Annotated in this window: 21 protein-coding genes and 1 riboswitch; of the genes, 12 read left to right on the forward strand and 9 right to left on the reverse strand. The window is 68.8% G+C overall.

Going from position 1 to position 19,266, the window contains the following annotated elements:
* Positions 1-33: 33 nt before the first annotated feature.
* Positions 34-150, forward strand: a riboswitch (TPP riboswitch).
* Both thiS and E0H73_RS41415 read left to right on the forward strand, forming a co-directional pair.
* Entirely contained in the window at positions 141-347 is a 207-nt protein-coding gene (gene thiS / locus E0H73_RS41410; RefSeq protein WP_131366050.1) for a sulfur carrier protein ThiS, read from the forward strand. Its footprint overlaps the riboswitch before it by 10 nt.
* Before the next feature lies 1 nt (position 348).
* On the forward strand, positions 349-1,125 hold the full coding sequence (locus E0H73_RS41415; protein WP_131366052.1) for a thiazole synthase: 777 nt from the start codon (positions 349-351) through the stop codon (positions 1,123-1,125).
* Here E0H73_RS41415 and E0H73_RS41420 read toward each other — a convergent pair.
* On the reverse strand, positions 1,122-3,002 hold the full coding sequence (locus tag E0H73_RS41420) for a DUF6807 family protein (RefSeq protein WP_131366054.1): 1,881 nt from the start codon (positions 3,000-3,002) through the stop codon (positions 1,122-1,124). The two genes, E0H73_RS41415 and E0H73_RS41420, sit on opposite strands and share 4 nt — an antisense overlap.
* Before the next feature lie 119 nt (positions 3,003-3,121).
* On the opposite strand from E0H73_RS41420, the gene E0H73_RS41425 reads away from it, so the two are divergent.
* Positions 3,122-4,153, forward strand: coding sequence for a dienelactone hydrolase family protein (locus E0H73_RS41425; RefSeq protein WP_131366056.1), 1,032 nt, complete (start codon positions 3,122-3,124; stop codon positions 4,151-4,153).
* 29 nt (positions 4,154-4,182) lie between these two features.
* The gene (locus E0H73_RS41430; RefSeq protein ID WP_131366057.1) at positions 4,183-4,572 is read left to right on the forward strand and encodes a RidA family protein; all 390 of its coding nucleotides are present in this window, start codon (positions 4,183-4,185) and stop codon (positions 4,570-4,572) included.
* Here E0H73_RS41430 and E0H73_RS41435 read toward each other — a convergent pair.
* Together E0H73_RS41435 and E0H73_RS41440 are read right to left on the reverse strand one after the other, a co-directional pair.
* Complete coding sequence (locus E0H73_RS41435; RefSeq protein ID WP_131366059.1) at positions 4,569-5,441, reverse strand: serine hydrolase; 873 nt, start codon at positions 5,439-5,441, stop codon at positions 4,569-4,571. The genes E0H73_RS41430 and E0H73_RS41435 overlap by 4 nt on opposite strands.
* Positions 5,438-6,319 carry a LysR family transcriptional regulator gene (locus E0H73_RS41440; protein ID WP_131366060.1) on the reverse strand — a complete coding sequence of 294 codons (882 nt, stop codon included), beginning with the start codon at positions 6,317-6,319 and terminating at the stop codon, positions 5,438-5,440. The genes E0H73_RS41435 and E0H73_RS41440 overlap by 4 nt, the downstream gene beginning before the upstream one ends.
* A gap of 116 nt (positions 6,320-6,435) precedes the next feature.
* Here E0H73_RS41440 and E0H73_RS41445 point away from each other — a divergent pair, with 116 nt between their 5' ends.
* Positions 6,436-7,368: an MBL fold metallo-hydrolase gene (locus E0H73_RS41445; RefSeq protein WP_238164610.1), complete on the forward strand. Its 933-nt coding sequence runs from the start codon at positions 6,436-6,438 to the stop codon at positions 7,366-7,368.
* Here the strand turns inward: E0H73_RS41445 and E0H73_RS41450 are convergent.
* Positions 7,358-8,107 carry a GNAT family N-acetyltransferase gene (locus tag E0H73_RS41450; RefSeq protein WP_131366062.1) on the reverse strand — a complete coding sequence of 250 codons (750 nt, stop codon included), beginning with the start codon at positions 8,105-8,107 and terminating at the stop codon, positions 7,358-7,360. The genes E0H73_RS41445 and E0H73_RS41450 overlap by 11 nt on opposite strands.
* Positions 8,108-8,159: 52 nt before the next feature.
* Positions 8,160-9,569, reverse strand: a complete 1,410-nt coding sequence (pdxR, locus tag E0H73_RS41455; RefSeq protein ID WP_131366064.1) for a MocR-like pyridoxine biosynthesis transcription factor PdxR — start codon at positions 9,567-9,569, stop codon at positions 8,160-8,162.
* Positions 9,570-9,643: 74 nt separating this feature from the next.
* Between pdxR and E0H73_RS41460 the strand changes: the two genes are divergently transcribed.
* From E0H73_RS41460 to E0H73_RS41470, 3 genes are read left to right on the forward strand one after another with little or no spacing between them, the layout of a single operon-like run.
* Positions 9,644-10,930 (forward strand): FAD-binding oxidoreductase, encoded by a 1,287-nt coding sequence (locus E0H73_RS41460; protein WP_131366066.1) that lies wholly within the window; start codon positions 9,644-9,646, stop codon positions 10,928-10,930.
* A 16-nt stretch (positions 10,931-10,946) separates the two neighbouring features.
* On the forward strand, positions 10,947-11,312 hold the full coding sequence (locus tag E0H73_RS41465; RefSeq protein ID WP_202867844.1) for a DUF1622 domain-containing protein: 366 nt from the start codon (positions 10,947-10,949) through the stop codon (positions 11,310-11,312).
* Between the two features lie 7 nt (positions 11,313-11,319).
* Positions 11,320-11,820, forward strand: a complete 501-nt coding sequence (locus tag E0H73_RS41470) for a tetratricopeptide repeat protein (RefSeq protein ID WP_202867845.1) — start codon at positions 11,320-11,322, stop codon at positions 11,818-11,820.
* Positions 11,821-11,826: 6 nt separating this feature from the next.
* Here E0H73_RS41470 and E0H73_RS41475 read toward each other — a convergent pair whose 3' ends face one another.
* Positions 11,827-12,294: a rhodanese-like domain-containing protein gene (locus E0H73_RS41475; RefSeq protein ID WP_131366068.1), complete on the reverse strand. Its 468-nt coding sequence runs from the start codon at positions 12,292-12,294 to the stop codon at positions 11,827-11,829.
* A gap of 93 nt (positions 12,295-12,387) precedes the next feature.
* Positions 12,388-14,271: a Na+/H+ antiporter NhaA gene (nhaA, locus tag E0H73_RS41480; RefSeq protein ID WP_131366070.1), complete on the reverse strand. Its 1,884-nt coding sequence runs from the start codon at positions 14,269-14,271 to the stop codon at positions 12,388-12,390.
* 152 nt (positions 14,272-14,423) lie between these two features.
* Here nhaA and E0H73_RS41485 point away from each other — a divergent pair, with 152 nt between their 5' ends.
* Positions 14,424-15,125 carry a GAF and ANTAR domain-containing protein gene (locus E0H73_RS41485; RefSeq protein WP_131366072.1) on the forward strand — a complete coding sequence of 234 codons (702 nt, stop codon included), beginning with the start codon at positions 14,424-14,426 and terminating at the stop codon, positions 15,123-15,125.
* Here the strand turns inward: E0H73_RS41485 and E0H73_RS41490 are convergent, their stop codons facing one another.
* Complete coding sequence (locus E0H73_RS41490) at positions 15,126-15,956, reverse strand: oxidoreductase (protein WP_131366074.1); 831 nt, start codon at positions 15,954-15,956, stop codon at positions 15,126-15,128.
* 87 nt (positions 15,957-16,043) lie between these two features.
* Here E0H73_RS41490 and E0H73_RS41495 point away from each other — a divergent pair, with 87 nt between their 5' ends.
* The 3 genes from E0H73_RS41495 (at position 16,044) to E0H73_RS41505 (ending at position 18,710) form a co-directional block, all read left to right on the forward strand.
* Positions 16,044-16,595, forward strand: coding sequence for a TetR/AcrR family transcriptional regulator (locus E0H73_RS41495; protein ID WP_131366076.1), 552 nt, complete (start codon positions 16,044-16,046; stop codon positions 16,593-16,595).
* A gap of 261 nt (positions 16,596-16,856) precedes the next feature.
* Positions 16,857-17,996 (forward strand): ROK family transcriptional regulator, encoded by a 1,140-nt coding sequence (locus E0H73_RS41500; protein ID WP_131366078.1) that lies wholly within the window; start codon positions 16,857-16,859, stop codon positions 17,994-17,996.
* Between the two features lie 36 nt (positions 17,997-18,032).
* A complete protein-coding gene (locus E0H73_RS41505) occupies positions 18,033-18,710 on the forward strand; it encodes a GNAT family N-acetyltransferase (RefSeq protein ID WP_131366080.1) in 678 nt (225 codons plus the stop codon).
* Here E0H73_RS41505 and E0H73_RS41510 read toward each other — a convergent pair.
* A complete protein-coding gene (locus E0H73_RS41510) occupies positions 18,654-19,196 on the reverse strand; it encodes a CGNR zinc finger domain-containing protein (RefSeq protein WP_165556075.1) in 543 nt (180 codons plus the stop codon). The genes E0H73_RS41505 and E0H73_RS41510 overlap by 57 nt on opposite strands.
* Positions 19,197-19,266: the final 70 nt, after the last annotated feature.

Consider the following 19,266-nt stretch of genomic DNA (forward strand, 5'->3'; position numbering starts at 1 on the left):
CCGGGTTGTCTCGATCGCCTTTGGTGGTTAGTGTCGAACTGCCGCGGGAGCTCGCACCGGAGCGGGCTGAGAGGGCGACTGTGTACGGCGTCGCCGACCGCTGAACCTGAATCGGGTAATTCCGGCGTAGGGAGGAAGCGATGCAGGAATCCGTCTGGGTGAACGGTACAGAGACCACGGTCGCACCGGGGAAGTCCGTTGCCGACCTGATCCAGGAGTTCTCCGACCGCACCACCGGGATCGCGGTCGCGGTCAACCAGACCGTGCTCACCCGCAGCGAGTGGGCCGGTACGACGCTCGAGCCGGGCGACCGGGTCGAGATCGTCAGCGCCGTCCAGGGAGGCTGACATGGACGACCCACTGGAGCTCGGCGGGCGGACGTACACCTCGCGGCTCATCATGGGCACGGGCGGTTCGGCCAACCTGGAAGTGATGGAGGAGGCATTGCTTGCCTCCGGCACCCAACTCACCACGGTCGCGATGCGCCGGCTCGGCACCGGCCACGAGGGCTCGGTGCTCGACGTACTGGCGAAGCACGGTATCGAGGTGCTTCCGAACACTGCCGGTTGTCACACCGCCGCGGAGGCGGTGCTCACCGCGCGGATGGCCCGGGAGGCCCTGCAGACCAACCTGATCAAGGTCGAGGTCGTTGCCGACGACCACCTGTTGATGCCCGACCCGGTCGAGTTGCTCGATGCCGTGGACACCTTGGTGGCCGACGGTTTCACCGTGCTGCCGTACACGAACGACGACCCGATCCTCGCCCGCCGCCTCGAGCAGGCGGGCTGTGCGGCGGTGATGCCGTTGGCGGCACCAATCGGTTCGGCACTCGGGATCCGCAACCCGCACAACCTTGCGCTGATCACCGAGGCCGCGAACGTCCCGGTGATCGTCGACGCCGGGATCGGTACGGCGAGCGACGCGGCGCTGGCCATGGAGCTCGGGTGTGATGCGGTCATGCTCGCCACCCCGGTCACACGCGCGGAGAAGCCGGCCTTGATGGCGGCCGCGATGCGGGACGCGGTCTCCGCCGGTCGCGCCGCCCGCCTGGCCGGCCGGGTCCCTCGCCGCTGGCACTCCGCCCTCGCATCCTCGCCGGTGACGGGCCTCGCGTCCCTCACCTAGAGCAGGCGGCCAATCAGCGTGCGGGCTTGGGACAAGTCCAACGGATGGTCGAGGAGCAGTGCGCTCAGGGAGAACGAGACCGCCTGCTCGGGCTGCAGGTCCAGAGTGCCATCCCAAGCCAGGGCAGGACCGGCACCGACGTAGTCCTTGCAGCGGAGGAACCACGGACGAACGTCGCCGGGCTGGAACAGAAGCAGCGTGGTGAAAGCGTCGGCGCGTTGCTGGATGAAGGCCAGCCAGCGGCTGGTCGAACCGTAGGCGGCGTCGGCGCCCTCACCGGAATCGCTGAGAACAGTAGTGGTCTCGACGGTCGGCAGGCGCCAGAAGATACCGCCGTACCCAGCGCCGGCGCGGCCGGTGGTGGCAGGGCTGTCGATGCGGACCGGGCCGTAGCGGGCGGTGAAGACGCTCTCCCAGTCGAGCCGCCAACCGCCTTCGGCCAACGCTCCGCGGAGGAGCCTGCGCTCCGCGAGTTGCGGGCGGCCCTGTTCGTCGTACCAGGTGACCTCGTCGGTCAAGGCGTCGCCGGCGACGGTGACGCCGCGGCTGCGTTGCTGACCGTGGTTCGGGAGCAGCGTCGGTCCGCGGTCCGGAAGGAACGTCCGGCCACCCCAGTGCGACGTACCGTTGACTCCGGCAACGGCCAGCGAGACACCGTAGTGGTGCCGGTGGTCGACCGGGCTGACCTCGGTGAGCGGGTGACCGCCGAGCGTCCGCACCGGATGCAAGTACGGCCGGGGGGAATGCACCTGCGGCATCCGCCGCCCGAACTCGTAGTGCGCCAGCGGCACGGAGTCGCCGCCAAGCACGAACCTGTCCCCCTGCTGCTGCCACCCGACGCGCTCACTCGGAGCATCCCCGAGCAACTGCGTTGCCTGCGGCACCGGTCCGGTGCTCGCCCGCACCGCCAGCCGAAGATCCGGTACGCCGTCCACGTCGACATCCCCACCAGAGATCGCGGCGTACAACCGCGCCCACGCGAGCTCCCCCAACTCCTGCTGCGGAACCCGCACCGTCGTCAACGAAGGTACGGCGAACCGCGACAACCCGATATCGTCCATCCCGGCGACAGACACATCGGCCGGTACGGCGACGCCCACTTCGTTGAGCCGGGCAAGCAACCCGAACGCGACCAGGTCGTTGAACGCGACAACGGCCGTCGCGCGAGACTCCAGCACCCGCTCCACCGCGGCGTACCCGTCCTCGATCGACCAGCCGCAGTCCAGCCGGACGATCTCGAGATCCGGGATCTCCCGCTGCGCGATGTCCAGCGACCGCAGCCGCGCCTGGTTGGACGAGCTGGCCGGCGGACCGGCCAGGAACGCGAGCCGACGATGCCCAAGGCCGACCAGGTGGTTCACCACGATCCGTACTGCGCGGCCGTAGTCGACCGCGACGCTGGCGACCTCCGCCGGGCCGGGCCGGTTGACCAGGATCACCGGCTGGACCTGCGGCAGCAGCTCGAGCAGGCTCTCCTCGTCGAGCCGCGGCGACACCATGATCAACGCATCGCACCGCCGGCGGGCCGCCAGCGCGATCCCCGCCTCGGCGGCCGGGTCCTCGTCGGTCTCGGCGACCAGCACCCGGTAGCCCGCCGCGGCCGAGGCGTTCGTGATGCCGCGAAGGACCTGCTGGAACAGCGGGTTGGCCAGATCCGGGACGACCAGCGCGACCATGTTCGTGCGACCGAGCGAGAGGCTGCGGGCCAGATCGCTGGGCCGGTAGTTCAGCCGGTCGGCGGCGGCGCGGACGCGTTCGGCGATGTCCGGAGCGACGGTCAGGCGCCCGTTCATCACCCGCGAGACAGTCGCCCGCGACACCTCCGCCGCCCGTGCGACATCGGCGATCGTGATCGAGTCCTTCGGTGTCCTGCCCATGCGCCGTCTTCCGTTCGTCCCCGCCCGGTTGGGAAACCGCCTTCCGAAGCCTATTCGAGCCGCGGCCACTGTGTTACCTTCTCAGGAAAGAAACCGGTTTCTCAACCCTGTGAGGTGGCGTGAGACCCAGTGCACTGGGCGGGTACGACGACTGGCCGGACTTCGTCCGGGACACCCTGCCACTGACCGGGGACGAACTGACCACCAAGGTCGCCGGACTGCTCGGCGTACCGGAGCCCGGCGCCGCGCCCGCCGTGCGGACAGTGGACGAGTGGCAGGCGGATGGCGTCCACACCAGTGAACTGGAGTGGACCACGCCGTTCGGACCGCCGACGCGTGCGTGGTTGCTCCGACCGGCGGGGCGAGCGCCGCGGGCGGCATTGCTCGGTCTGCACTGCCATGCCGGAGTGAAGTCGATCGGCGCCGAGCGACTGGTCGACGTACCGCAGCCCAGCCGGGTCGCGATCAGGGTCCGTGACGACCTGTACGAGGGTCAGCCTGCCGCCAATGTGCTCGCCCGCGCCGGCTTCGTGGTCCTGTGTCATGACACCTTCGCCTGGGGTTCCCGCCGCTTCGAGTTGGCGGCCGAGGACGACGAGTCGTACGACGTCGCCGCCAGATCGCACGAACATACCGTCGCGAAGGCGGCCGGGATCCTCGGTACGTCGCTGGCCGGCATGGTCGCGTACGACGACCTGACCGCGCTCAGCGTGCTGCGCAGAGTCGACGGCGTGGACAAGGTCGGCGTCTTCGGCCTGTCCGGCGGTGGTGGCCGCGCCGCGATCCTCACCGCGCTCGATCCCGGCATCGCGGCGTCGGCCGTGGTCTGCATGATGACCACCTTCGCCGGGCTCATCCCGTCGTACGTCGACGTCCACTCGTGGCTGTTCTCGACGCCCGGCCTGGCCCGGCACCTCGATCACCCAACGCTCGCCGCCGGCCGCGCCCGCCACCAGCAACTCGTCGTGTACGCCGAGGACGACGAACTGTTCAGTCCGGCCGGCATGCACGACGCCGACCGAGAACTCACCGAACACTTCCACTACGGGCCCGGCAGCTACGAAGGCGTGTTCCTCCCCGGCCGGCACCGCTTCGACGCCGGGATGCAGCGAATCGTCGGCGACTTCCTCACCAAGGCGTTGTATACCTGAGTGCGGACGACCCGACTCTGGAGGAACTCTTGAGCAAGCTCTCACACCCGCAACCGGAAAGTGTTGCCCCGGGCAACGGTTACAGCCATGTCGCGACCGGACCCGGACAGTGGGTGGCGATCGCCGGGCAGGTCGCACTGGACGCCGACGGCACGTTCGTCGGCGTCGGCGACCCGGCCGCCCAGGCGCGGCAGGTGTTCGCGAACCTGGACGCCTGCCTCAAGGCCGCCGGCGCCACCTTCGCCGACGTGGTCAAGCTGAACTTCTTCGTCACCGACATCGCCTACCTGCCGGCGATCCGCGCCGCCCGTGACGCGTACGTCGACACCACCAATCCGCCCGCGGGCACCGCGGTCCAGGTGGTCGCACTCTTCAGCCCCGACGCCCTGCTCGAGGTCGAGGCCTACGCGATCGTCTAACGCAACAGGTCGACGGCAACGCGCGCGGCCTCACCGATCGCGGCGTCGACCCGAGGCTGGCGGAAGTCGCCGCGAGCAGCGAGCGTGAACACGGCGATCGCAAACGCAGCGCCTCCCGGCAGCGTGACGACCCCAACCTCATGCCGCAAAGCTCCGAACGTCCCGGTCTTCCCCGCGACGCGTACGCCGTCGTGCGGGAAGCCGGACGCCAGCCGGTGCATGAACAGCTGCCGATGCATCGTCGCCCGGACGAACGCCGTCTGCTCCTCCGACAACAACTCCCCTGTCCACAATCGGCGCAGCAGTGTCGTCAGGTCACGCGGGCTACTGGCCGACCCGTTCGCCGCCTCATACACGCCGACGGGATCGGTCCGATCGTTGTCGGCGAGTACGGCGAGCGCCGCGTCCGGATCGTCCACCCCGGTCCGACGCTGCAGGTCACGCAGGTTACCCGCGGTCCCCCGTCGTACCCAGGTTCGCTTCAGGCCGAAGGACTCCAGCAGTTCCGCCAGCCGTTGCAAACCGACCACATCGAGCAGCGCGTCCGCGGAGGCGTTGTCGGACACGGTCATCATCGACACCGCGAGGTCCCGCAGCGACATCGTCACTGGGTCCGCGAGGATCGACACCCCAGTCGGTCCGGCCGTCCGCGTGGACGGATCCAGCGTCAACTGCTGCCGCGGATCGACCTCGCCCAGATCGACCAGCCGGCAAAAGCCCGCGAGCAACGGCACCTTGTAGACCGACGCCATCGGTACGACGGTGTCCGCGTCGACCTCGACCGTCGAGTCCGGCGAGTCGAGCGCGACCGCGTGCAGCCAGCCGCGGACACCGGCGTCCTCGAAGACCGCGCGGATCCGGGCGCTCATGACGCCACCATCGCATCGGTCAACCGAGCCATCACGTCCGCCGGGCGGAGGAACGGCGTACGCGTCCTGGACCACACCAGGCGAAGACGCACCGGCAGTGGATTGTCGACAATGCGATGCCTGCCGACTCCAGGTGCCGTCAGCGAAGGATCGGCGGTCACCACGATCGCCTGGCCGGCGGCCGCCATCGCGAGTCCAGCCCGCTCGTCCGTGACCACGACCGTGCCACCGTCCGGCCGATGCAGCGCGAGCGTGTCCAGGAACAGATCCCGAGCCGCCGGCGCCTCGGCCCGCGGCCGGACGGCGATCGGCACCCCGGTCAACCGCCGCAGCGCGACCTCCTCCCCGTCCTTCGCTCCGAGTGCCTTCGGTGCAAGTGCCCACGTCGGTAGCAATGTCACCGGTCCGGCCTCGAGCCCATCGAGTACGGCGGGATGCAGTACGGCGGCCAACGTCAACCGACCCGCGGACACCTGACCCACGAGCGAACTGGTCGGCGCAGACACCACAGTCACCCGACTACCCGGGATCGCAGCACCACAGGCCGCCGCGACCGCCGCACCGGCCGACGGCGGGACCTCCGGCGCCAGCCCGAGCCGGATCTCGGGACCTTCCGGATCACGCGACACCGCGGCCTGGCGCAGTTCCTCCATCGAGGTCAGCGCGCGGCGGGCGTACGGCAGCAAGTCGGCGCCGGCCGGCGTCAGCTCGACTCGGCCTTGCCCGCGCTCGGACAGCTTGGCGCCGACCAGCGCCTCCAGCCGGCGCAGCCCCTGCGACAGCGGCGGCTGGGTGATGCCGACCGCCCTGGCGGCGTCGCCGAAGTGCTGCTCCTCGGCCAGCGCGATGAAGATCTGCAGATGCCGTTCGGTCAGCATTGACCCGGCTGACCTGCGGCGATATCTCCAGACAATCGATTCATACGCAAGAGCATATTCGACAGACCACGGTGCCCCGCCTTGACTGAAGCCCCAGTACGACGAGAGGAGACAGCGTGAAGGTGAGTCGTCGAGGCATCCTGACCGGCGCGGCCGCGACCGCCGCCGGAGCCACCGGAGTCATCGGAATGGCCACCCGCGGCGAAGCGGCACCAACAGCGAGCACACCCACGGACCGGACGCCGGTCGAGTTCACCTGGCTCGGCACCCACGCGTGGCAGATCCGGTGCGGCCAGCACATCGTGCTGACCGATCCGTGGCTGACCCGCTTCGAAACCGGGACGTTCACGCCGGACGGCGTGAACCCCAAGACCAAACTGGTGATCGACGAGGCCGTGATCGACCGCCACCTCACCGCGGCAGACGCGATCCTCGTGCACCACGGGCATTACGACCACATGGCCGACGTACCGTACGTCGCGCAGAAGACGCAGGCGACGGTCCTCGGCACCCAGTCGCACGTCAACCTGCTGCGGGCGATGCGGACGCCGAAGGACCTGCTGTCGCCCGTGCGAGGCGGTGAGTACCTGGCATTCGACGGCTTCACCATCGAGGTCTTCCCGTCGCTGCACTCGTGTGGCGGGAAGCGGCACGACTACGCGTTCGCCGGCTACCGTCTCGACGCCGTACCGCCCCGGCCGCGGGTGATCGAGGACCTGGTCGAGGGCGGCACGCTCGCGTACGTGATCACGATCGGCGGCCTGCGCATTCTCAGTCTGAGTACGGCGAACTTCGACCCGAACGCACTGCGCGACCTCGAGGTCGACGTGGTCCTGGCTGCGCCAGGCGGCGAGCCCAGCATCACCGACCGACTGCTTCGCACCATCAAGCCGGTGCGCACGGTGCTGGCGACGCATTGGGACGACTTCGGCAAGCCGCTCGATCAGCCGGCCGTGCCGTGGACGGACCTCACCCCGCTGCGCACGTCCGTCGAGCGCACCGGGGCGAAGTTCGTCGTACTCGAGTTGCTGGCGAAGGTCACGCTCTGACGCGGTAGTGGTACTGCGAGACCGTTTGGAAGCCAAGGCGGTCGTACAGGGCACGGGCCGGGGTGTTGGCCTCGACGACGCACAGGAAGACGCGCTCGACACCCCGGCTCGTTGCCTCCTGCAACAAGGCGCGGATGACCGCGCGGGCCAGGCCCTGACGACGGAAGGCTTCGTCGACGGCCAGGCAGTAGAGGCCTGCCCAGTCGTCGACCAGCGCGAGCCGGCCGATCGCCTTGGCGTCCTCGGCCTGACCCGGCAGGACGGCGTAGAGCGCACGGCCGCGCTCGAGGATCTGCTGGGCGGAGGCCTGCTCGGCCGGACCGCCGCCGCGACCGTCGACGGCCCACCAGCACTTCATCCAGCGGTCACTGGGCACCGAGGAAATATTCACGTCGGCATCCGACTCGGGGAGCTCGGCGAGTACGTCGGTGATCGCGGCGCACTGCACCATTGTCGGATTCCGGACCTGGTAGCCACGCGCCTCGAGCTGGGCGTCCAGGTCGGTCGGCTGGGCTGCCGGGCTGATCTGGAACGACGGCGTGATGCCGTGCGCCTGGTACAGGTTTTCCACGTAGTCCAAGGCTTTTCCGAGGTCGAACGGCGCACCCGCCGGGAGCACCGAGTTGGCTCGGAGGGTGACACCGTCGTTGCGTCGGACCAGCCAGCCGTCCAGCTCGGTGCTGTGCGCGGCGGGCCAGCCCTGGTTCATCAGGTTGTCGATGCAAGCAGCGGTTATCACCCGTCCGAGCCTAGAACCATCCGGATTGAATTGCAACCGAATGGAAGATTATTCATCGAGCGCGTAAGGATCCGATCGCGTCCGCGAGCAGGTCGATGCCCTCGACAACAGCCTTCTGGGTCAATCCGCCGTACCCGAAGACCAGCCCGGCCGGTCCCGGCGACGCGACCCAGTACGGCATCAGTCCGTAGACGCCGAGGCCGCGTTCGAGCGCCGCCGCCTGGACGTCCGCCTCGGTCAGATCCGGTGGCAGCAACGTCATCACGTGCAGGCCGGCGGAGATCCCGACCGGCACCAGCTCGGGCAATCGCGCCGCGAGCCGCTCGACGAGCGTGTCCCTCAGCAACCGGTACCGCGGCCGCATCCGGCGTAGGTGCCGATCGAACTCACCGCGAGCCACGAAGTCCGCGAACGCCAACTGGTCGAACACCGGCGACCCGCGGTCGTCCATCAGCTTCGCGCGCGACATTGGCTCGACCAGCCTGGTCGGCAAGATCAGCCAGCCCAGCCGCAACCCGGGCGCCAGCGTCTTGCTCGCAGTACCGGCGTACGCGACCCGGTCCGGCGCCAGACCCTGCATCGCACCGATCGGCTCGCGGTCGTACCGGTACTCCGCGTCGTAGTCGTCCTCGATGACCAGCCGATCGCCCTCGGCGGCCCACGCCACCAGCGCCGCCCGCGTCTCCGCCGACGCGACCGCGCCGGTCGGGAACTGGTGCGCAGCCGTCACGAGGACGACGTCCGCCCCCGACCGCTCGAGCGCCTCCACGTCAATGCCCGACTCCAGCACCGGTACGCCGACCGCCGCGAGACCGGCTGCTCGAGCCACCTCGCGCAGATCGTTGTCGGACGGATCCTCGACCGCCAGACAGCGATACCCCTGCTCGGCAAGGACCTGCAGGAGCAACCGCGATCCCTGCGCGAAGCCATTGCAGATCATCATGTGTTCCGGACGGGCCGCCGTACCGCGGACTCGGTTGAGGTAGTCGGACAGCGCCGTCCGCAGCTCGATCGTGCCGCGCCCGTCCAGATAGGCGAGGCTTTGGTACGGCGTCTCGTTCAGCACCCGCCGGATCGAGCGGAGCCACGCGGCGCGCGGGAACTGCGAGACGTCCGGACGGCTGTAGCGGAAGTCGATCCGCGGCTCCCCGGCCGGCGTCGCGACCGCGCCGTCCGGCTCGACGATCTCCACCGGCGCGACCTGCGTGTATCCACCGCCCCGGCTGACCAGATATCCCTCCGCGACCAACTGCTGATAGGCCTCGACCACGACGCCTCGGGACAGGCCGAGGTCGTCCGCCAGCGCGCGGGTCGACGGCATCACGGTGTCGGCGCGCAGCAGGCCCTCGCGGATCCGGGCCCGGATCCCGCCTTCGAGCTGCTGATGGAGTGGCACTCCGGCGTCCCGGCGGAGCTCGACCAGCAACTCACCGGCGCCTGAACTGGTCCTGATTCGGCTCACGAAACTGGACCTTATCGGAGTACCGCTTCGCTGTCAGGGTGGTGGACACAACCCGCTGCGAAGGAGCCAGAACGATGACCACCCTGCTACGCGCCGGCGACGCCGGCTACGACGAGGCCCGCACCGTCTGGAACGCGATGGTCGACCGCCACCCCGCCGTGATCGCCCGGTGCCAGGACACCGCCGACGTGGTGGCCGCCGTCCGGTTCGCCCGTACGGCCGGACTCGAGATCGGGGTCCGCTGCGGCGGCCACAACATCGCCGGTCTTGCCGTACCGGACGGCGGTCTGATGATCGACCTCACGCCGATGAACGCGGTCCGGGTCGATCCGGAACGGCGACTGGCCTGGATTCAGGGCGGCGCGTTGCTGGGCGAGCTGGACCGGGCTGCGCAGGAACACGGTCTGGCGACGACCGCGGGCAACGTCTCGCACACCGGCGTCGGCGGCCTGACTCTCGGCGGCGGGATGGGCTGGCTGGCCCGGCAGTTCGGTCTCGCCTGCGACAACGTGACGTCGTACGAGGTGGTCACGGCTGACGGCGAGGTGGTTCGGGCGAGTGCCGACGAGAACCCGGAGCTGTTCTGGGGACTGCGCGGTGGCGGCGGGAACTTCGGGATCGTCACGGCGTTCGAGTTCCGCCTGCACCAGGTCGGGACGCGGGCATTGGTTGCCGAGTTCACCTATCCGGCGTCGGCAGGCTTCCATGTCCTGCGGGGCTGGCGGGAGCTCAATGCGCAGGCACCGCGCGAGGCGACCTTCACCGCGAACATCACGGCGGACACCGTCACCGTTGGGTACGTGTGGGTCGGGAGCGGCGGCTACAACCTGCTGCCGGCGTTCCGTGCGCTGGGTCCGGTGCTGGAGGAGTCCATCGAGGAGATGCCGTACCTGACGTTGCAGAGCCGGGACGACAGCGTGCAGGGACACCGCTACCGCCGCTACTGGAAGGGCCACTACTTCAAGACGTTGCCGGACGACGCGATCCGCGCGTTGCTGCAGACGCCTGGTGTGGCTGCGAGCCTGCAGGCGTACGGCGGTGCGATCGCCGACGTACCGGATGAGGACGCGGCGTTCAGTCACCGCGACACGCTGTTCGAGTTCGTCACCGCGACGCGGTGGGAGGACCCGGCGGAGGACGAGGCACGGATCACTCAGCTGCGTGAGTACGCCGCGACGCTGGCGCCGTACGCGAACGGGGCCTATGTGAACACGCTGAACGGCGACCCGATCAACCGCGCGTTCCCGCCGGCGAAGCTGGCCCGGCTGGTCGCGCTCAAGACGGCGTACGACCCGGACAACGTCTTCCACCTGAACCAGAACATCAAGCCCGGCGAGGCAGCCACCACGGCGGCCGCCTGACTGGTACTTGTGGACGGTGGACTTCGAGGCCGTCTTCGCCGACGTGGCGCGGGTGATCGAGGGCGCCGGCGTGTTCATCATGGCGATCGGCCTCGCGGTCGTCCTGATCCGCTACGTGTACGACGTACTGCACCACGGCACGAACACCTACCAGCGCCTGCGCGTCAACCTCGGCCGGGTCATCCTGCTCGGCCTGGAGATCCTGATCGTCGGCGACATCATCCGCTCGATCATCGTCGACACCTCGGTCCAGTCCGTCCTCGTCCTGGGCCTGATCGTCATCATCCGCACCGTCCTCAGCTTCGCCCTCGAGGTCGAGATCTCCGGCTCCTGGCCCTGGCAGCAACGCCGCACGACGCAGGACCGGCCGGACGCGGCATGATGGAGGAGTGACAACAGAACTGACGCCGGAGTTGGCCGCGACGATCGAGGCGGCGTTCGGCCGGCGGGACCGGTCGAACATGCAGCCGACGATCGACTTCTTCGAGCGGCTGCTGACCGAGCATCCGGGCAATCCGTACGTGCTGTACGAGGTCGGCGGGTCGTACGACACCGACGGGCAGGAAGCGAAGGCGATCGAGTACTACGAGCGCGCGCTGCCCGGGTTGAGCGGGGAGACTCGACGCAAGTGCCTGCTGCAGTACGGCAGCACGCTGCGCAACCTCGGCCGGTTCGACGACTCGCTGGACGTGTTCAAGAAGGCGTGCGCGGAGTTCCCGGAGTCGGACTCGCTGCGGGTGTTCAAGGCACTCACCCTGCACGCGGCCGGACAGAAGGACAAGGCACTGGCATCCTTGCTGCTCGTCATCGCCGACCGCGTGGACAGCGCGGAGATCAAGCGCTACGAAGCGGCCATCCGCGGCAACGCCGACTACCTGGCCGGTCTCTGAGTCCGGTCAGCAGGCGCAGGCGATCCCGAGCGGCGCGGTGAGCGGATCGGTCGCCCGGCGTTCGATGCCGTCGGCCGTCTCCACCGGCAACCCTTCGCGGGTCCAGTACTCGAACCCGCCGATCATCTCCTTCACCGGATACCCGAGCCGGGCGAACTCCAGCGCCGCCTTGGTCGCTCCGTTGCACCCTGGCCCCCAGCAATACGTCACCACCGTCACACCTTCGGGTACGACGGACGCCGCGCGGGCAGCGATTTCGCGGGTCGGCAGGTGGACCGCGCCGGGCACGTGTCCCTGATCCCAGCTCTCCTGGCTGCGACTGTCGATCAGCACCCATCCAGTGGCCCCGGCACCGATGTCCGCGGCCACATCGGACACGTCGGCCTCGAATGACAACCGGCCGGCGAAGTGCGCGACGGCGGCATCCCGCTCGGCGGCGGGTGTCTGCAGAACAACCGAGGTCAGAACGGTCATTGCGGGCTCCTTCATGCTCGTGGAGCCACCAGCGTCAGGCATCCGCGCCACCCCGCGACAGTGGCAGAAATGCCCTAGTACCACAAGATCCAGTCAGGACCGGCGGCTGATCTTCGCCCGCGCCCGGGCCACCTTGATCGCCGCCTTCAGCGTCTCCACGTCGTACGCGCCGTAGTGACGCTGCCCGTTGATGAAGAACGTCGGCGTCCCGGAGACGCCGCTCAGATCGGCCGACTCCACATCCTGCGCGACCCGGGCCGCCGCGACGTGCCGCTTCACCTCGTCGTGCAGCCGGTCCGTGTCGAGTCCGAGCTGAGTGGCGTACCCGATCAGGTCGGCCGGCTGCAGCTTGTCCTGGTTCGCGAGCAGCAGGTCGTGCATCTCCCAGAAGGCACCCTGGGCGGCCGCCGCCTCCGAGACCTCGGCCGCGATCTGCGCCCGCGCATGCACGTCACTCAGCGGCAGGTGCCGCCAGACGTACCGCAGGTCGTCGTCCAGGAGCAGGTCGCGGACGATGGGCTCCGCCCGGCCGCAGTACGGGCACTCGAAGTCGCCGTACTCGACCAGCGTCACCGACGCCTCCTGCGGACCGCGGATGTGGTCGCGCTCGGGATCCACCGGGTCGATCAGGTCGACCAACTGTTCCGCGTCGCCGAGGAGCGCCATCGCCTTCTTCGGTGGTGACAGCAGCTTCGCGATCCGGAACACCAGCCAGGTCAGGACGGACGACACGACGACCGCCGACAGCAGGCCGAGCTTGGCCTCCACCAACTCCTGTCCCTCGAAGGCGATCGTTGCTATCAGCAAGGACACGGTGAAGCCGATGCCGGCGATGGTGCCGCTGCCGATCACCCCGGCCCAGCCGACCTGCGGGCGGAAGCGGCCGCCGGTGGCGCGGTCCAGCAGCCAGGACACACCGGTCACCGCGACCGGCTTGCCCACGACGTACCCGATCAGGATGCCGAGCGTGATGGGCGCGGTGTAGGCCCGGCTGAGGAAGTCCAGGTCGATCGGGATCCCGGCGTTGGCCAGGCCGAACAGCGGGACGATCAGGTAGCTGGTCCACGGGTGGTACAGGAACTGGAGGCGCTCGTTCGGCGAGATCGTCGCGGTCAGTCCGACCGTCGCGGACCTCGCCAGCTCGGGGGTCGGCTGCTCACGGAACAGACGAACCAGCCCGGTCGCCTGCTCGAGTTCCTCACGGCCTGGTGTGTACGCCGTTGCCGTCAGGCCGATCGCGAGTCCGGCGACGACGGGGTCGACGCCACTCGTGAGCAATGCGGCCCACATGACCACGCCGAGTACGACGTACAGCCAGGCGATGCGGACGCGGTAGATGGCCAGGGTCAGGACGATGGCGAACGCGACGATCGCCGCCACCAGCATCATCAGATCGACGTTCTCGCTGTAGACGACGCCGATCACGACCAGCGCGAGCAGGTCGTCGACGACGAACACTGTCAGCAGGAAGATCCGGATCCGGTCGGGTACACCGCGGCCGACCAGGGCCAGCAACCCGAGCGCCAGTGCGGTGTCGGTGGACATCGCGACACCCCAGCCGTGCGCGCCGTCGCCGCCCAGGTTGAAGGCGAGATAGATGAGGACCGGCACGACCATGCCGGTGATGCCGGCCAGCAGCGGCAGGACGAAACGGCTGCGCTCGCGCAGGTCACCGAGGTCGAATTCGCGACGCGCCTCGAGACCGACGACGAGGAAGAACAGCGTCATCAGACCGCTGTTGATCCACTCCCGCAGGTCGAGACTCAGGACGTTGTCTCCGAGGCCTACGGACAGTTCGGTCCGCCAGAAATCGTCGTACGACCCGGGGGCGATATTGGCCCACAGCAGGGCCACCACAATGGCCGCGGCGAGGACTCCGGAACTGCCCGCTTCGGTCCGCAGAAAGGCACGCATCGGTGCCGCGAACTCCCGCCGCCAGCTGGTCTGGCCGCTCAGCAGAGCGGAGAAGTCCGTCATGGGCTTCACTCTAGCGTTCTGGGTCCAGCAACCCAGAAAATTCTGTCGGCGGTCCGGCTAACATTTTCCGGCCAGGGGGCTGCATCATGTCTCCTGAGGATCACTCCAGCCACGGGGTGCCCGATGGCTCGAGCACGACTGGAGTCCCTGTGATGACCGATCAGGATCTCGCCGCGACGTCGGCGGACGCGTTCGCGCGTCTGGCGATCGAGCTGCATGACGCCCCAGGGGTGGAGGAGACGGTCGATGCCGTCGTCCAGTTCGCCCTGCAGGCGCTCAACTGCACGTACGCCGGGGTCGCGTTGTACTCCCGTGGATCACAGGCGGAGATCGCCGCGGTCACCGATCCGGTCGTCAGGGACGTGTACGACCTGCAACTCAGCACTCAGAACGGCCCGTTGGTCACCGCCTTGCGAAACCGGTCCACGGTCCTGATCCGTGACACCACCGCCGACGACCGCTGGCCGGAGTGGGCCGCGAAGGTGGCCGCTCTTGGGGTGCGGAGCGTGCTCGACGTACCGCTGGCGACTGGTGATGCGACTCGTTCGACCGTCGGAGTACTTGGGCTCTACAGCCCGTTCCCGGACGCGTTCACCGAGGACGACGAGGCGATCGCGCACATCCTTGCGCGGCACGCGTCCGTCGCCCTCGCGTCGGCCCGGCACGAGGAGTCGATGTCGCAGGCAGTCGACGCTCGCAAGCTCGTCGGCCAGGCGATGGGCATCCTGATGGAGCGCTTCGATGTCGACGGCGACCGCGCCTTCGCCATCCTCAAGCGCTACTCCCAGGACACCAACACCAAACTCCGCGACGTCGCCCAACAGCTGATCGACACCCGCAAACTCCCGCGGTAGCTACACCGTCGTGCCGGTGAGCCGGCTGATCACTGCGTCGAAGGCGCGATCCGGGAGGATACGGCGCAGTGTGATCAACGGTTTGGCGGCGAAGCCGGCGGTGTAGCGGGTTCGAGGACGGCGGGCGGTGACGGCTTTGCCGATGGCATCGGCGATGACTGTGGGCGGGGAGGTCCGGCGGGCGTTGGCGTCGGTGTCCATGGACGCGGCCATCGCCTCGGCCTGCTTGGCATACGGGCCGTCACCGGAGATCTTGCGGAGATTGCCGGCCGCGATGTCGCCCCACTCGGTGCGGATGCTCCCGGGCTCGATCACGACCACGTCGATCCCGAAGGGCTTGACCTCGAGGCGCAGGCAGTCGCTGAGTGCTTCCAGCGCGAACTTCGTGCCGTGGTACCAGCCACCGAGCGGCGTGTAGATCCGGCCGCCCATCGAGCTGATGTTCACGATCGTGCCGCTCCGCTGCGCCCGCATCCCGGGCAGTACCAGCTGGATCAGCCGGGCGGCACCGAACACGTTCACCTCGAACTGGTACCGCGCTTCGTCCAGCGGCACCTCCTCCACGGCGCCGTACGACCCGTAGCCGGCGTTGTTCACCAGTACGTCGATCCGCCCCGACTCGGCGAGGATGCGGTCGACCCCGGCGCGCAGCGAAGCGTCGTCGGTGACGTCCATGGCGATCGTCCGGATGCCGTCGGCGGCCAGGCTCTCCATCCGGTCGACGCGGCGGGCGGCGCCGTACACGACGTACCCGAGCGCGTGCAGTTTCCGCGCGGTGGCCTCGCCGATACCGGACGAGGCACCGGTGACGAGGGCGATCCTGGCTGTCATGACACTCCAAGGGGATAAGCTGAACGCTGGTTCACACTTATCATGAACCAGCGTTCACGATATTGCAACGCCTAGCCGAGGAGGCCTATGAGCCCGCGCGCCGACGCGGTCCGGAACCGGACGAAGATCCTGGACGCCGCCCGGGAACAGATCACCCTGCACGGGCCGGACGCCGGGATGGACGAGATCGCCGCGGCGGCCGGGGTGGCCGTCGGCACGCTGTACCGGCACTTCCCGAACAAGACCGACCTGGTCAGCGCGGTCCTCACGGAGCATCTGGATCGCGTCGCGGACGACATCGAGGCGGCCCGGGAGCGGACGGCCGGCGGCGCCAAGGCGATGGACGAGATCCTCGACCTCGTCGAGCGCGTGCTGGAGGCATCTGCCACGGATCACGCAGTGAAGGCCGCCGCCCGCCTGCTCGGCGCCTATCCGACCGACGAACTCGTCGAGGATCGCACCGGCACGGCCTTCGCGGAACTGATCCAGGCCGCCCAGGCTGACGGTGATCTGCATGCCGACGTGACGGTCCAGGACTTCTATCTGCTGATCAACACAGCCCCCACCGACCAGCCTCCGGCCGTGCGATCCCGTTGGCTCACCTTGGTCCTCCCGGGCCTGACGACTCGCGGCCGCTGACCCGCCGGACGTTTTATCCGTCCCGCGGGCGGAGGCCGGGGTTACTTTTCTGACAGCGTTGTCCCCGATCCTTTCCGGCCGAGTAGGGGCATACTTCGTAAAGAATTGGGTACGGCGCCGTCGGGTGCGTTCACCATTTCGAGGGGTGTGGACACCTACGCGACGTTGGGTTGATCTCGACGCCGGGGCTTGTGCGGCCAGAACCGCGGACCGGGTCACGTCCCGGCGTCCATCCCCAGCACGCGCGGCTACCCTGTCGAAATGGGTGAGTGGCGTCCGCTGACCGGACCGTCGCGGCAGGTGGCGTTGGAGATCCTGCTCGACGGGCCGCTGTCGCGCGCCGAGTTGTCACGCCGCGTGGGCTTGTCGCCGGGCAGTCTGACCCGGTTGACCAAGCCGATGGTCGAGTCCGGCTTGCTGGTCGAGGTCGCCGGCGGTCCGACGGACGCCCGCGTCGGCCGGCCGTCGCAGCCGCTCGATCTCGACCCCGCCGCACACCACTTCGTCGGCATCAAACTCACCGGTGACACGGCGATCGGCGTACTCACGACCTTGCGGGCCGAGGTGATCGCGAGTGCCGAGCGGCCGCTGACCGATCCGACGCCGTCCGCGGTGGCCGCGCTCGTTCTCGAGCTCACCGACGACCTCGCGCTCCAGGCGCCCGGACCGATCACCGGGCTCGGCGTGGCTCTCGGCGGCCGGGTGGCGAACAGCTCCGAGGTCCGCTGGGGGCCGTACCTGAACTGGGTCGACGTGCCGTTCGGCGAGATCCTCGCCGCGCACACCAGTACGCCGATCGTGATCGCGAACGACCTGGTTGCGTTGACCGAGGCGACCCATTGGTTCGGCGCGGGCCGTGGCATCGACCGCTTTGTGCTGCTGACGATCGGCGCCGGGGTCGGGTACGGCCTGATTGTCCACAATCGGATCGTGGACAGCCCGGACACGAGCATCGGCACGATCGGCCACTATCCCCTGCTGCCGGACGGACCCCGCTGCGATCGCGGGCACCACGGCTGCGCGATCAGTCTGCTGACAGTCCGCGCCATCACCGAACAGGTCGGTACGGCGCTCGGCCGGTCGGTCGACTACGAGGAATGCCTCGACCTCGCAGCCAAAGGCGATCCGGCCGCGAGCCAGATCATCAGCCGCGCCGGCCGCGCATTGGGCCGGCTGATCGCGGCTGCCGCGAACTTCACCCTGCCCGAACTCGTCGTCCTCGGCGGCGAGGGCGTCCGCCTGGCCGACGTCGCGCACGACGACCTCTTGGCCGGGCTGCACGCCGACCGGCACCCGTCCAGCGTGGAACTGCCGATGGTGCTCCAGCCCGCCGATTTCAGCGAGTGGGCTCGTGGCGGCGCGGTGGTCGCCATCCAGACCTTCGTGCTCGGACGCGAGTAACTGACTATCGCACGATAAACAGTTACACTCCTCCGCATGGACGATCTCCTCAGGCGGTGGGTGGACGGCTGGCGGCGGTGCCGTGGGCTCGAGCCGGCGATCGAGTACGACGATGCGTTCGCCGTCGTACTGCGGTTGCCCGGACGGGACCGGGAACTGTTTGCCCGCGCGGACGACCCAGCGGTGGTCGACCGACTGGTGGCGCAGGCTTCCGAGGATGTCTGGCTGACGGTGACCACCCAGCACGGTGACGAGATCGCGCGGCGGCTCAGCGCGGCCGGATTGCAGCCGTTCGACGAGCAGAAGGTCTTGATGTCGATCGATCTCGCCGATCACCCGCAGCCCGAGCCACCCGCGTCATACGAGGTGGCGACGGAGACCGATGGATTGCTGGAGTACGTGCGGCTGCTCCACCGAGGTGAGGTCGCGGCTCGGGGCATGGTGGCGATTGTCGACAATGATGCGGTCATGCATGACATCCACACCGATCCGGCGCATCGGCGGCGCGGACTCGGCAGCGTGGTGATGGGAGCGCTCAGCCGACGAGCAGTCGACCGCGGCGCTCGGACCGGTCTGCTGATGGCCACCACCGAAGGCGTTCACCTCTACACGAAGCTCGGCTGGTTGCCGGAAGCAACGATAGTGACGGCGACCGGGTCAGGCGGTGCGGGCCCGGTGGGCGGCGACCTTGGTGCGGTTCTGGCAGGCCGTTGAACAGAACCGCTGCGTGCGGTTCTTGGTCGCGTCGAGGAACAGGTCCTCACACCGCTCCGCCTCGCACCGACGAAGGCGATGAACGTCGTCACTGCCGAGCAGCATCGCTACCGCGGTGGCGAACTCGGCCAGCCAACCGGTTGCCTCGGATGCGTCCGGACCGGCGAAATGCAGGTGCCACGGTGCGCCCTCATCCCGGACGAGCTGCGGCGCGGCCTTGGTTACCCGGAGTAAGTTGTTCACGAGCTCGACCGCCGGATCGACCTCCGGCAGGCAGCTGAGGGCGTCGTACAGGGTCTTGCCGCCGGATGCGTACTCCGCAGGATCTGGTGAGCCGACCCGGTTGGTGGTCAGACGCAGCACACTGCCAACGGCGTCCCTAGACGGTGTGGTCGCGGGCCGTCCCTGACGCCAGGTAGAGCCGAAAGTGTTCGCCAGTGCGATCGCCGCGAGGAGCGATGCCTTCAGGTGATCGGTGGCCTCCACTCGTCCATTATGACGAGACGGGTCAGCCCAGGGCATGCCAACTCGTACTACCAGGGTCGTACACCCGGCC

The organism is Kribbella pittospori (genome assembly GCF_004331465.1).
Classification (GTDB): domain Bacteria; phylum Actinomycetota; class Actinomycetes; order Propionibacteriales; family Kribbellaceae; genus Kribbella; species Kribbella pittospori.